10 protein-coding genes are annotated in these 13,019 nt (G+C 72.2%); 5 read left to right on the forward strand and 5 right to left on the reverse strand.

What is annotated here, in order from left to right; all coding sequences use genetic code 11:
* Positions 1 to 12 precede the first annotated feature (12 nt).
* The 5 genes from OG470_RS15860 to OG470_RS15880 form a co-directional block, all read right to left on the reverse strand.
* On the reverse strand, positions 13 to 972 hold the full coding sequence (locus OG470_RS15860; protein WP_328425027.1) for a hypothetical protein: 960 nt from the start codon (positions 970 to 972) through the stop codon (positions 13 to 15).
* A gap of 46 nt (positions 973 to 1,018) precedes the next feature.
* Positions 1,019 to 3,493 carry an SMC family ATPase gene (locus OG470_RS15865; protein ID WP_328425029.1) on the reverse strand — a complete coding sequence of 825 codons (2,475 nt, stop codon included), beginning with the start codon at positions 3,491 to 3,493 and terminating at the stop codon, positions 1,019 to 1,021.
* A complete protein-coding gene (locus OG470_RS15870; protein ID WP_328425031.1) occupies positions 3,493 to 4,641 on the reverse strand; it encodes an exonuclease SbcCD subunit D in 1,149 nt (382 codons plus the stop codon). The genes OG470_RS15865 and OG470_RS15870 overlap by 1 nt, the downstream gene beginning before the upstream one ends.
* Before the next feature lie 48 nt (positions 4,642 to 4,689).
* A complete protein-coding gene (locus tag OG470_RS15875) occupies positions 4,690 to 6,450 on the reverse strand; it encodes an ATP-binding protein (RefSeq protein ID WP_328425033.1) in 1,761 nt (586 codons plus the stop codon).
* Positions 6,451 to 6,612: 162 nt separating this feature from the next.
* Positions 6,613 to 7,359, reverse strand: coding sequence for a pyrimidine reductase family protein (locus tag OG470_RS15880; RefSeq protein ID WP_328425035.1), 747 nt, complete (start codon positions 7,357 to 7,359; stop codon positions 6,613 to 6,615).
* Positions 7,360 to 7,510: 151 nt separating this feature from the next.
* On the opposite strand from OG470_RS15880, the gene OG470_RS15885 reads away from it, so the two are divergent.
* The 5 genes from OG470_RS15885 to OG470_RS15905 all read left to right on the forward strand — a co-directional run bounded on the left by OG470_RS15885 (position 7,511) and on the right by OG470_RS15905 (position 12,981).
* Complete coding sequence (locus OG470_RS15885) at positions 7,511 to 8,074, forward strand: plasmid pRiA4b ORF-3 family protein (RefSeq protein ID WP_328425037.1); 564 nt, start codon at positions 7,511 to 7,513, stop codon at positions 8,072 to 8,074.
* A 244-nt stretch (positions 8,075 to 8,318) separates the two neighbouring features.
* Entirely contained in the window at positions 8,319 to 9,608 is a 1,290-nt protein-coding gene (locus OG470_RS15890; protein WP_328425038.1) for an ABC transporter substrate-binding protein, read from the forward strand.
* A 118-nt stretch (positions 9,609 to 9,726) separates the two neighbouring features.
* On the forward strand, positions 9,727 to 10,698 hold the full coding sequence (locus OG470_RS15895; RefSeq protein ID WP_328425040.1) for a carbohydrate ABC transporter permease: 972 nt from the start codon (positions 9,727 to 9,729) through the stop codon (positions 10,696 to 10,698).
* A 10-nt stretch (positions 10,699 to 10,708) separates the two neighbouring features.
* A complete protein-coding gene (locus tag OG470_RS15900; RefSeq protein WP_328425042.1) occupies positions 10,709 to 11,551 on the forward strand; it encodes a carbohydrate ABC transporter permease in 843 nt (280 codons plus the stop codon).
* Positions 11,548 to 12,981: a GH1 family beta-glucosidase gene (locus OG470_RS15905; RefSeq protein ID WP_328425043.1), complete on the forward strand. Its 1,434-nt coding sequence runs from the start codon at positions 11,548 to 11,550 to the stop codon at positions 12,979 to 12,981. The genes OG470_RS15900 and OG470_RS15905 overlap by 4 nt, the downstream gene beginning before the upstream one ends.
* The last annotated feature ends 38 nt before the right edge of the window (positions 12,982 to 13,019 follow it).

A 13,019-nucleotide genomic window follows, 5' to 3' on the forward strand; every position in this document is an offset into this window, starting at 1 on the left:
CAGTATCCGCGCTCAGCGGGCGGCGCGGGCCGCGGCGGTCAGCGCGCGGTGCAGCAGCCGGGAATCGCCGAGCAGCGCCCGCAGGCGGCGCTCCAGGCCGGCGATCGGGATCAGGTTCTGCGGGGCCCGCGGGTCCTTGTACGGGGTGGAGGCGAACCGGGGCAGGGTGACCAGCGACAGGTCGGCCAGCTCGATCGCCGCCTCGATGGGCAGGTCGGCGGAGCACTCCACCCGGACGATGCCCGCCCACGGCGCGCCGAGCGCCACCGGCAGCCGCAGATACCACGACCAGCCGCCCCAGGCCGTGCCGAGCCGGAACACCGGCGAGCGCTCACCGGGCGCCAGGCTGGTCACCACCGTGGTCAGCCGGGCGTCGAGGTACTGACTGTGCTGCGTCTTGATGTAGCCGAGCGTGCGCGGCAGCTGCCGGCGGCTACGCAACGGGCCGTCCACCACCAGCAGGTCGCCGTCGACCCGGGCGGCGTCGGAGACCGCCACCTCCAGTGCGGTCAGCGGGCCCTGCACGGCGGCCGGCAGCTTGGCCAGCTCACCGGTGCCGCCCACCCGGTGCACCGGGTAGCGGATCGCCCCCGCCACCACGTCCTGGGCCGACGGGCTGGCCGTGAACAGACCCCGACCGACCCGGGTACCGGCCAGCTGCGCCGCGCCCCGGCCCAGGTCGCAGCGAACCACCCCGGCCGCGTACGAGGCGGCCAGCCCGGGGAACGACCCGCCGTCGGCCTCGGCCGTCCAGATGCTCGCGTCGATCCGGCGTACCCCGTCGACCAGCAGCACCACGTCCGGCGCCCGCACCCCCGGCCGTACCCCGATCGCCCGCCAGTCCACGGCGGGCAGCTCCACGTCCGCGTCGACCTGCGCGCTGCTCGGCGTGGCCGGCCCGGAAGCGGACGCCTCGAACGACGCCCCGTACGCCGGGTCCCACGAGTCGACGAAGAACGCGGCGTCAGTCACCGAATGAGCCTTTCGTTCGCGACTGCGGGGCTCCGCTGGGCTGCGCTCACCGGCCGGTCCGTTCCACGCGCGCCGAGCGGGCGTCCTTGCGTACCTCGAACCGGACCGGGATCCGCTCGGCCAGCGCCGGCACGTGCGTCACCACGCCGACCATCCGGTCACCCCGGGCGGCCAGGTTTTCCAGGGTGGCGGCCACCGTGTCCAGGGTGGCCGCGTCCAGCGTGCCGAAGCCCTCGTCCAGGACGATCGACTCCAGGCTCGCCGCCGTGGTGGACATCCCGGCGAGCTGTTCGGAGAGCGCCAGCGCCAACGCCAGCGACGCCTGGAACGTCTCGCCGCCGGAGAGGGTGCGCACACCCCGGCGCAGCCCGGCGTCGTGGTGGTCGACCACGAAGAACTCGCCCTTGTCGTGCACCAGCTCGTACTGCCCGGAGGACAGCTCCCGCAGGATCCCCGACGCGCCGTCGACCAGCAGGTCCAACGCCTCGGCCAGCAGCCACCGCTCGAAGTTGTTGGCCCGCAGGTGCCCGGCGAGCGCGCGGGCCACCTGCGCCTCCCGCTCGTGCCCGGTGCGCTGCTCGCGCAGCGTCCCGGCCTGCTCGCGGCGCTCCCGCAGCCGGCGTCGGTCGGCGTCGGCCCGCTCCACCGCCACCGTCGCGGCGTGTACCGGATCGTCCGCGACCGGCACGTCGGCGGCGGCGAAGATGTCGGCGATCCGCCGCTGCACGGCGTCGGCGGCCGCCTCGGCGTCGGCCACGACGGCGGCCCGGCCGGCCCGGTCGGCGCGGCGGCGCTCCGCCTCGGCTGTCGCCCAGCCGGTCAGCGCCGCCCACGCGGCGGCCACGTCGTCCCGGTCGGTCGCGGGCGGACCGAATCGGGCCAGACCGTCGCGGGCGGTGTCGAAGCCCCGCCAGGTCGCCCGCAGCCGCTCCTGCGCCGAGTCCACTCCGGCGCGGGCCTGGCGGGCGCTGTCCCGGCCCGCCCGGACGGCGGTCGCCGCCTCTTCCAGCGCGCGCCGCAGCCGCGCGTGCTCGGCCAGCTCCCGGCGCAGCGCGGCCGGCTCGGCCGCGCCAACGAGCTGCCCGTCAAGGTCGGCCAGCCGGGCGTCCAACTGCTCCTGCCGGGCCCTGGCCTGTACCAGCAGCCGCTCCAGGTCGCGCGCCGCGGTGTCCCGCTGCTGCACGGTCGCCTGGGCGGCCTTGGTGGCGGCCCGCGCCGCCTTGCCGGCCGCCGTGGCGGCGGCCACCGCCGAGTCGGCCGGCACCGCCGGCACCTCGGTCACCGGCTGCTCGCAGACCGGGCAGGGCCCGCCGGGATGCAGGTGCACCCGCAGGCTGACCGCCAGGTCGGTGGCCTTCGCCTCCTCGTGTGCCCGGAAGGCCGCCTCCAGCTCCGTGTCGGCCCGCTCGGCGTCGGCGCGGGCGGCGGCGAGCGCGGCCACCGCCGCGCTGTGCTCGTCGTTCGCCGCGCCCACCGCCGCGCGGACCGTCTCGGCCTCGCCGGTCAGCCGGTCACGATCGTCGTACGCCCGCAGCAGCAGTCGCAGCGCGCTCTCGTCCCCGGCGCCGGCCAGCTCGCCGCGCAGCTTCTCCTCCCGCTCCTCGGCCAGCGAGACGCCGGCGGCTGCCGCCTCGGCCTCGGCCCGCGCCTCGGTCACCGCACGGGCCACCTCGGCCACGCCACGCGGCGCGCGCACGCCGGTCAGCACGGTCAGCTCGTCGTCGAGGGCGGTCAGCGCACCGGCCGCCTCCCGCGCGGTGGCCCGGGCCGCTGCCAGCTCCGGCACGGCCGCGGTCACCGCGGCGGCCAGCTCGGCCATCCGGTCGACCCGGGCGTCGGCCTCGGCCAGCGCTTCGTCGTCCACGCCGGTGAGCCCGGCCAGCAGTTGGTCGACCGCGTCCAACCGGGCTTCCGCCTGCGCGGCACGCGCCGTCGCCCGCTTCTGCACGTCCTCGTAGACGCCGAGGCCGAGCAGGTTGACCAGGATCTGCTGTCGGGTCGCCGGCTTGGCGTGCAGGAAGTCGGCGAACTGCCCCTGCGGCAGCACCACACAGCTGGTGAACTGCTCGTACGGCAGCCCGACCGCCTCCAGCACCGCCTGCTCCATCTCGGCGGGGGTGCCTGCCACCACCTCACCGAGGTCGTCCGGGCTCAACCCGGTGTCCAGCTTGGTCACGTCGAAGCCGGCCGGCATCAGCTGCAACCCGGCGTTCGCGGTCTTGACGTTGCCCCGGCCGTCCCGGCGGACCACCCGGGTGGCCACGTACCGGGCGCCGCCGGACTCGAAGACCAGCCGCACCCGGGCCTCGGTCGACGACGGCGCGAGCGCGTTGGCCAGCCCTCGGGCGCCACCCCAGCGCGGCACCATGCCGTAGAGGGCGAAGCAGATGGCGTCCAGCACAGTGGACTTACCCGAGCCGGTCGGGCCGATCAGAGCGAAGAAGTCGGCGTCGGTGAAGTCGACCGTGGTGTCATCCCGGAAGACCGTGAAACCGGCCATGTCCAACCGCATGGGACGCATCAGTGGTCGACCTCCTCGAAGAGCTCGTCGAAGAGTTCCCGGACGCCCTCGTCTGCGTGGCCCCGGCTGTCCAGGTAGTCGGCGAACAACTCCCGGGGCGAGCGCCCCGACCGTTGCGCGATGCGGGCGCCGCTGCCCGGCGCGGCGAGCAGCTCCGGGTCGATCCGGATCTCCAGCGCTCGGGGGAGCAGCTCCTGGATCTCCTCGCGCAGGCCGGCGCGGGGTTGCTCCCGCACGTACACGCGCAGCCACGCGTCCGGCGCCTCGATCTCGGCGAGCTGGGCCAGGGTGCCCCGCACGGTGCGTAGCGCACTCGCCGCGGTCACCGGCACCTCGCGGACCCGGGCGGCGGTGGTGGCGGTCACCTCGACCAGCGTCACCGAGGGGATGTTTTCCTGCTCGCCGAAGTCGACCGCGAGCGGGCTGCCGCTGTAGCGCACCGGGCAGGGGCCGACGACCCGCTGCGCCCGGTGCAGGTGGCCCAGTGCCACGTAGTGCGCGGTGGCCGGGAAGACGGTGGCCGGCACGGCGTAGCCGAGCACGGTGTGCGCGTCCCGTTCGCCGCCGCCGGTGGCCGCGCCCGTCACGGTCAGATGCGCGGTGACCAGGTGCACCCGGTCCGGCTCGGTGAAGCCCTCGGTGAGCCGACCCAGCACCCGGCCCAGGTGGTCGGCGTAGGTCTGGTTGGCCTCGGCGGCGGTCAACTCGTACATCTCCAGCGCACGCACCGCGTACCGCTGGGACAGGAACGGGAGCGCGGCCAGCCGCCACCGCTCGCCGCCGGCGGTGGTGCCGTCGATCACGTGCTCGTCCGGGTTTTCCCGCACACCGCCGCGCAGCGTGATGCCGGCGGCCTCCGCCCAGGGTCGCAGCGCGTCCAGTGCCGGGCCGTTGTCGTGGTTGCCGCCGATCGCGACCACGTCCGCGCCGGTGCGACGCAGCGCGGTCAGCGCCCGGGTGACCAGCCGGGTCGCCTCCGAGGTGGGCGCGGCGGTGTCGTAGAGGTCGCCGGCGACGATGACCAGATCCGGCTGCTCGGCGTTGGCTATGTCGATCACGCCGGCCAGTACGGCCTTGTGCTCCTCGGCCCGGGACTGCCCCTTGAGCACCTTGCCGACGTGCCAGTCCGAGGTGTGCAGGATCTTCACCGTGGCTGCCTTCCGTGCTGCGCGACTGCGGGACTCACCGGGCCACCCCTAGAACGGGATGTCGTCGTCGGTGCCGCCGCCGGAGCCCACCACGGCGAACGGGTCGGCGGACTGGGTGATCGAGCGGAGCGTCTCCGATGGAGCCCGGCCCGCCTCGGAGACCCGGGTGGCCCAGGCCGGGAACGGGAACTCCAGGCAGAGCGGCACCGGGATGTCCGGCTGGTTGACGAACATGGTGCCCGGCTTGGCCAGCAGCGCCCGCTGCCGCTGCGCCGGGGGCAGGAAACCGTACTCCGGGCGGGAGGCCTCGGCCGGATCGAGCCGGCCGACCACCCGGATCGCCGAGTTGGTGACGATGCGCCGCTCCACCTCGCTCGCCGTCTGCTGGGCGCCGATCAGGATCACCCCGAGCGAACGGCCCCGCTCGGCGATGTCCAGCAGGACCTCCTTGATCGGCGAGGAGCCTTCCCGGGGGGCGTACTTGTTGAGCTCGTCGAGGACGACGAAGAGCAGCGGCTTGGCGGTGCCGGACTTCTCCTTGCGCTCGAACTCGCTCTTGAGCGTCACACCGACCACGAAGCGCTGGGCGCGGTCCGGAAGGTTGTGCAGGTCGACCACGGTGACCTGCGCGGACTCGCTGGTGTTGATCGAGTGCGGGCGGCGGGTGGTCAGGTCGCCGCGGATCAGCCGGGCGAGGTCCTTCTTGCTGCCGATCAACCGCCGGGCGAACGCGTTGACCGTGCCCAGGCCGACCGCGCTGCCCGCCCAGTCGGAGCGGGTCTCGTCGTCGTTGAGCTGGTCGACGATGTGGTCGACCAGGTCGCCGTAGGAGCCGAGCCGGACCCCGTCGATGCTCACCCCACCGTCGGCGGGCTGGGCGTACCGGGCCAGGTGCGCGGTGACCGAGTGGACCACCATCGTGTACTGCTGGCGCTCGTCGTCGGCGTCGGCGAAGACGTACGGCAGCAGCCGGTCGGCGCAGAACTCGCTGAGCGTCCAGTAGAAGGCGTCCACGCCGGTGAGGCGGCTGCTCACGTCCGGTGTGCCGGCGGAGTCGCCGACCCGGGGCGGGGCGTACACCCGCACGTCGGGGAAGGCGCCGGCGGTCAGCCCGAGCTTCGCGTACGCCGCACGGGTGGGCTCGTCGAGCCGGGTGTTGGGGTGGTCGAGGAAGAGCAGGTCCTCGCCCTTGACGTTGAAGATCAGCGCCTTGGCGTTGACCGCGTCGCCGCCCAGCACGCCCGAGCGGAAGACCGAGTAGAGCAGGAAGGTGGCGAAGCTGGTCTTGGTGGCCACCCCGGAGATGCCGGAGATGGAGACGTGCGCGCCCCGGCTGCCGTCGAGGAAGTCGGCGTTGAGGTAGACCGGCACCCCGTCGCGGCCCATCCCCATTGGGATGCGCCGCTCCATCCGGTCGAAGTGCAGCGCCCGGGCGCGCGCGTCACCCTCGGCACGGTGCACCACGGCGCCGGGGGTCGGCGGCACGTAGAACTCCGGATCGACCCGGGTGGTGGTCACCTCGGCCGCCTCCTGCACCTGCGCCGGCAGCGTCCCGTCGGCGATGGCGAAGACGTCCGAGTCGAACTGGGCACCCTCGTGCCGGGCCCGGACCTGGGTGACCACCCCGGCGATCGTCACCGGCTCCCGGTCGGGCAGCTCACGCCGGGTGACCACCACGTCGTCGAGCTGGAGGTAGCTGCCGGGCGCCACGGCCGTCCAGAACTGCAACGGGGTGGCGTCGGCGGTGCCGAGCACCCGGCCGACCGGCTGGCCCGGGCTGTCGAGGCCGTCGGGGCCGTCGTCGGTCATCGGGCGACTCGGGTCGGTCGGGCATCACGGTCGGGGCGCATGAGGTGCATCCTGCCCGAGGAGTACGACAGGTCGCCACGCGACGCGGCGGACGACACCATCCGCCGTCGCGCTCACGACGCTGGGTGTGCGACCGGCGACGGCCCGTCGCGGTGTCGGCTGTTACGGGCGGGCGTGGCGGAGCATGAGGACGCCGTCGTCGGCGGCGAGTACGTGCCGCAGCGGCAGCTGCCGGGGCGGCGTGGCGGTGCCGGCGGTGATCCGACCCGGGCCGGGGCCGGCGAGCAGCGGCGACACGGTGAGGCACAGCTCGTCGATCAGGTCGGCGGCGGTGAGCGCGCCGAACAGGTGCGGGCCGCCCTCGCAGAGTAGTTGGGACAGCCCGCGCCGGTGCAGCTCGTCGAGCCCGGCGGCCAGGTCGACCCGGTCCGCGCCGAAGGGCAGCACGTCGGCGACGTCGGTGAGGCCGGGCGGCGGGTCGGCGCCGGCGTGGGTGAGCACGATCGGGCGTACCGGCGCGTCGGCGAGGGCGGCCTGCGCGGGGTCCAGGTCGAGCGTGCCGGAGACGACCACCAGCGTCGGGTACTCGGCCAGCCCGTTCGCGCGGCGCCAGGCGCGGCGGCGCTCGTCGAGCCGAACCGCCCGGTAGCCCTCGTGCCGGAGCGTGCCGGCGGCCACCAGCAGCGCGTCGCAGAGCATCCGCAGCAGGCCGAAGACCCGCTTGTCCGGCTCGCCGGATAGTCCGGCGGAGTAGCCGTCCACGGAGACCGCGCCGTCCAGGCTGGAGACGAAGTTGACCCGCAGCCGGGGCCGGTCGGCGCGGCCGTAGAGCGTGGTCAGCGCGGCGTCGTCGAGCGGCAGCTCGGACGGCTCGGGCCAGAGCCGTCGGATCGGGATTCCGACGGTCATTCGCTGGCCGGACCAGTGACCGGAGGGGTCGGTCGGGCGGTACGGTGCTGACAGTCGCACCAGTTCCGGCCCGGGCATTCGTCGTGTCGCCGGGCCCGGCACGCTCGGCAGATCATGCTCGAAGCCTAAGCCGCGGGAGGACAGGGACAGCATGCCGCGTCAGATCTTCCAGCTGAAGATGTCCCTCGCCGGCGTACGCCCGCCGGTGTGGCGCCGGGTGCTCGTCCCGGCCGGCTACACGTTGGACCGACTGCACCGGGTGGCCCAGCACGCGATGGGCTGGCGCGACTGCCACCTGCACTCGTTCGAGATCGACGCTGTGCAGTACGGCGAACCCGACCCGGACGGGGAGTTGGCGCTGCACGACGAGCTGGACGTCCGGCTGGACGCGGTCCTCGGCAAGGGCAGTCGGTTCTCCTACACCTACGACTTCGGCGACTGGTGGGAGCACGACCTGGTGGTCGAGGACGCGCTGACCGCCGACCCCGATGAGCGGTACCCGCTCTGTCTGGACGGCGAGCGGGCCTGCCCGCCGGAGGGTATCGGCGGGCCGCTGGGCTACCGCGCGCTGCTGGTCGCGCTGGCCGAGCAGGGCGATCCGGCGGACCTCGACGACCCACAGCAGGCGATGCTGCGCGACTGGGCAGGCTCCACGTTCGACCCGTCCCGCTTTGACGCCAGCCGCACCAACACCCTCCTGCGCCGCTTCTGCTGACGTCGCGCCACCCACCGCTCGCTCCTGCCGCGCCGCCCACTGTGGGGTGAGGCGCCTGGCGGGCCGGTGGCGGTAACGATCTGGGAACGCTCCCATCGACCTATTGACACCCCCGTTACCCGCCGGCAATCTCATGGGAGCGCTCCCGGGAGTGTCGTGGGTCACCCACGCTCCTCGGATCCGGCGCGGCAAGCACCCCCCACCACACCCACCCAGCCTCACCACCGGAAAGAGGGGTCAGCGAATGAGTGTCACCACGCGGCGTACCCGCCTGGCGGCCGCTGCCCTGGCCGCGATCACCGCAATCGGCGGTCTCGCGGCCTGCGGCAACGACGACGAGCCGGCGGCCGGCGAGAAGCCGGCAAAGCTGGTCGTCGACACCTTCGGCGAATTCGGCTACGACGAGATCGTCAAGCAGTACGAGAAGGACACCGGGATCAAGGTCGAGCTGCGCAAGACTGCCCAGCTCAACGAGTACCGCCCGAAGATCGTCCGCGCGCTGGCCACCGGCAAGGGCGCCTCCGACGTCATCGCGCTCGAAGAGGGCATCCTCAACGAGTTCAAGGCCAACCCGGCCAACTGGGCCGACCTCGCTCCGCTGGTCGCCGACCACAGCAAGGACTACCTGCCCTGGAAGTACGAGCTGGGCAAGGCGCCGGACGGCCGGCTGATCGGCCTGCCCACCGACGTCGGCAGCCTCGCGGTCTGCTACCGCCGGGACCTGTTCGAGGCCGCCAAGCTGCCCACCGAGCGGGACCAGGTCGCCGCCCTCTGGCCGGACTGGAACGGCTTCATCGAGACCGGCAAGAAGTACCGCGCGGCCACCGGCAAGGGGATGCTCGACTCGGTCACCACCGCCTCCAGCGCCGTGATGTTCCAGAAGGGCGGTGACCTGTTCTACGACAAGGAGGACAACGTCGTCGCCGAGACCAGTTCGTCGGTCAAGGCGGCCTGGGACACCGGTGTCGCCATGGCGGACGCCAACATCTCCGCGAAGACGGCGACCTGGTCGCCGGAGTGGTCGGCCGGCTTCAAGCAGGGCACCTTCGCGGCGACCTTCTGCCCGTCCTGGATGCTCGGCATCGTCCAGGAGAACTCCGGCCCGGAGAACAAGGGCAAGTGGGACGTGGCGGCGGTCCCCGGCGGCGCGGGCAACTGGGGCGGCTCCTGGCTCGCCGTGCCGGAGCAGAGCAAGTACCAGAAGGAGGCGGCGAAGCTCGCCGAGTACCTCACCAACGCCCAGAACCAGGTGGCGGCGTTCAAGCTCAAGGGCCCACTGCCGACCAACCTTGAGGCGCTGAAGAACCCGGACTTCCTCGCCTACACCAACGAGTACTTCAACAACGCCCCGACCGGAAAGATCTTCGGCGACAGCGTGGCGAAGATCCAGCCGCTGCACCTCGGCCCGAAGCACCAGGGCATCAAGGAGAACGCCTTCGAGCCGGCACTGCGGTCGTACGAGAGCGGGCAGGCCGCGAAGGACAAGGCCTGGGAGCAGTTCGCCAAGGACGCCAAGACCCAGGGCGCCTTCTGACCTCTGATTCCTCTCCACAGCGGTGGCGTCCGGGCAGCCGTCCGGACGCCACCGGTGGCGTCCTGTTCCGCGTGCCACCCCGCAGCGCCGGCCTCCCGGCGCCGGGAAAGGAAATCCCATGAGCCTGCCGGCCACGACGGCGCCGCCGCCTCCCGCCGCGCCGCCCCCTGACCCGTCCACCCCGCGCCGGTCCCGCGCGCACTCGCTGACCCGCCTGGACCTGAAGTTCTCGCCGTACCTCTACATCGCGCCATTCTTCGTGATCTTCGGCGTCTTCGGGTTCTACCCGATGCTGCGGACCGCCTGGATGTCGCTGCACGACTGGAACCTGGTCGGTGACCACACCTTCATCGGGTTCGACAACTACACCGCGCTCGTCACCGACGAGTACTTCTGGAACGCCACGGTCAACACCTTCGGCATCTTCCTGCTCTCCACCGTCCCGCAGCTACTGCTCGCCCTCTTCCTGGCGAACCTGCTGAACCGGACCTTCCTCCGCGCCCGGACGGTGTTCCGGATGGCGATCTTCATGCCGAACGTGGTCTCGGTCGCCGCGGTGGCGATCGTGTTCGGGATGCTCTTCCAACGCGACTTCGGCGTGTTCAACTGGCTGCTCGGCATGGTCGGCGTCGACCCGGTGGACTGGGACGCGCAACGCTGGAGCTCCTGGACCGCCGTCGCGTCGATGGTCAACTGGCGGTGGACCGGCTACAACACGCTGATCCTGCTGGCCGGCATGCAGGCCATCCCGCGTGACCTGTACGAGGCCGCGTCGATCGACGGGGCCAACCAGTGGAAGCAGTTCTGGCGGATCACCCTGCCGATGCTCACCCCGACCTTCGTCTTCGTGGTGATCCTGTCGACCATCGGCGGACTGCAGCTCTTCACCGAGCCGCTGGTCTTCGCCAACGGCAACATCACCGGTGGCGACCAGCGGGAGTTCCAGACGCTGGCCATGTACATGTACGAGCTCGGCATCGAGAACCTGAACACGGCGGGGTACGGCGCCGCCGTGGCCTGGGCGATGTTCATCATGATCGCGCTGTTCTCGCTGCTCAACTTCCTGCTCGTCCGCCGCTCGGTGAAGTGAGGAGACAGCCGTGAACTCCGCCTCCCAGCGCCTCTGGCGCACCAGCCCGCTGACCTACTGCGCACTCGTGCTCGCGGTGCTCTTCTCGATCTATCCCTTCTACTACATGATCGTCATCGCCACCCGCAGCCTGGACGCCATCAACGACGTGCCGCCGCCGATGACGCCCGGCGACTCGTTCGGCGACAACTTCGGCCGGGTGCTCGACAACGACGCGGCGAACTTCGTCACCGGCCTGATCAACTCGCTGATCGTCTCGTCGGTGGTCACCCTCTCCGTGGTGATCACCGGGTCGCTGGCCGGCTTCGCGTTCGCCAAGCTGCGTTTCCGGGGCCGCAACGTCCTGCTGCTGTCGATCATCGTGACCATGATGATCCCCACCCAGCTCGGTCTGATCCCGCTCTGGGGGATGATCCAGGATCTCGGCTGGTACGACACCCTCTACGCGGTGACCGTGCCGTTCCTGGTCAGCGCGTTCGGCGTGTTCATGATGCGGCAGTACGCCAGCCAGGCGGTCTCCGACGAGCTGATCGAGGCCGGCCGGGTCGACGGGGCCAACACGTTCCGGATCTACTGGAACATCGTGCTGCCGGCGCTGCGGCCCGCCGCAGCCGTGCTCGGCCTGCTCACCTTCATGGAGACGTGGAACTCCTACCTGTGGCCGTACGCGGTGCTCACCCCGGAGAACCCCACCCTGCAGGTGTCGCTGGCGTTCCTGTCGTACGCCTACTACACCGACTACTCCCAGGTGTTCGCCGCCACGGCGATCGGTACCGTACCGCTGGTCATCGTGTTCATCGTGTTCGGCCGCCAGATCATCGGCGGGATCATGGAAGGTGCCGTCAAGTCGTGAGCAACCCCGCCAGCCCGCCCGCCGTCGGCGTCCTCGACGAGCGCCCCGGGCTGACCTTTCCGCCCGGCTTCCTGTGGGGGGCCGCGACCGCGGCGTACCAGATCGAGGGGGCGGCGGCCGAGGACGGCCGTACCCCGTCGATCTGGGACACCTTCAGCCACACCGACGGCCGGGTGCTCGCCGGGCACACCGGCGACGTGGCCTGCGACCACTACCACCGGCTCGGCGGCGACGTCGCGCTGATGGCCGAGCTGGGCCTGAAGTCGTACCGTTTCTCGGTCTCCTGGCCCCGGGTACAGCCCGGCGGCACCGGCGCCGCCAACCCGCAGGGCCTGGACTTCTACCGGCGGCTCGTCGACGAGCTGCTGGCGCACGACATCGAGCCGTGGCTCACCCTCTACCACTGGGACCTGCCGCAGCCGCTGGAGGACGCCGGCGGCTGGCCGGCCCGGGACACCGCCGCCCGCTTCGCCGACTACACGACGCTGGTCGCCGACGCGCTCGGCGACCGGGTGCGCTACTGGACCACGCTGAACGAGCCGTGGTGCTCGGCGTTCCTCGGCTACGGCTCCGGCGTGCACGCCCCCGGCCGCTCCGACGGCGCGGACGCCGTCCGCGCCGGACACCACCTGATGCTCGGGCACGGCCTGGCCGTGCAGGCGCTGCGGACCGCCCGGCCCAGCGCCGAGGTGGGCGTGACGGTCAACCTGTACCCGGTCGACCCGGCCAGCGACGCCCCCGCCGACGTGGACGCGGCCCGGCGGATCGACGCGCTGGCCAACCGGTTCTTCCTCGACCCGCTGCTGCGCGGGTCGTACCCGGCGGACCTGGTGGCCGACCTGAGCACGGTGACCGACTTCGACCACGTGCGCGACGGGGACCTGGCGACCATCTCCACGCCACTGGAGGTGGTCGGGGTCAACTACTACAGCCGGCACGTGGTCGCCGCCCCGGTCGAGGGCGCCGAGCCGGAGCCGTACTGGCGGGCACCCTCCTGCTGGCCGGGTAGCGAGGACGTCCGGTTCGTCACGCGCGGCGTCCCGGTCACCGACATGAACTGGGAGATCGACGCCCCGGGCCTGACCGAGACGTTGCGCCGGGTGCACGACGAGTACACCGACCTGCCGCTCTACGTCACCGAGAACGGCTCCGCGTTCGTCGACACGGTGGTCGACGGGCAGGTCGACGACGTCGACCGGCTGGCCTACTTCGACGCCCACCTGCGCGCCGCGCACGAAGCGATCAACGCCGGGGTGCCCCTGCGCGGATACTTCGCCTGGTCGCTGATGGATAATTTCGAATGGGCCTGGGGTTACACCAAGCGGTTCGGCATGATCCATGTCGACTACGACAGCCAGGTCCGCATCCCCAAGTCCAGTGCCAGGTGGTACGCCTCGGTGATCCGACGCAACGGTCTGGCCGCACAATAGGCTCGGGCCAGCCATCAGGGCGGTCCTGGTGTCCACCT

This window comes from Micromonospora sp. NBC_00389 (genome assembly GCF_036059255.1).
In the GTDB taxonomy this organism is placed as follows: domain Bacteria; phylum Actinomycetota; class Actinomycetes; order Mycobacteriales; family Micromonosporaceae; genus Micromonospora.

Excerpts from the sequence above, each read along its gene's own strand:
- OG470_RS15895 (WP_328425040.1), top strand. The coding sequence starts at position 9,727 with ATGAGCCTGCCGGCCACGACGGCGCCGCCGCCTCCCGCCGCGCCGCCC.
- OG470_RS15865 (WP_328425029.1), bottom strand. The coding sequence starts at position 3,493 with ATGCGTCCCATGCGGTTGGACATGGCCGGTTTCACGGTCTTCCGGGAT.
- OG470_RS15875 (WP_328425033.1), bottom strand. The coding sequence starts at position 6,450 with ATGACCGACGACGGCCCCGACGGCCTCGACAGCCCGGGCCAGCCGGTC.
- OG470_RS15890 (WP_328425038.1), top strand. The coding sequence starts at position 8,319 with ATGAGTGTCACCACGCGGCGTACCCGCCTGGCGGCCGCTGCCCTGGCC.
- OG470_RS15885 (WP_328425037.1), top strand. The coding sequence starts at position 7,511 with ATGCCGCGTCAGATCTTCCAGCTGAAGATGTCCCTCGCCGGCGTACGC.
- OG470_RS15880 (WP_328425035.1), bottom strand. The coding sequence starts at position 7,359 with ATGACCGTCGGAATCCCGATCCGACGGCTCTGGCCCGAGCCGTCCGAG.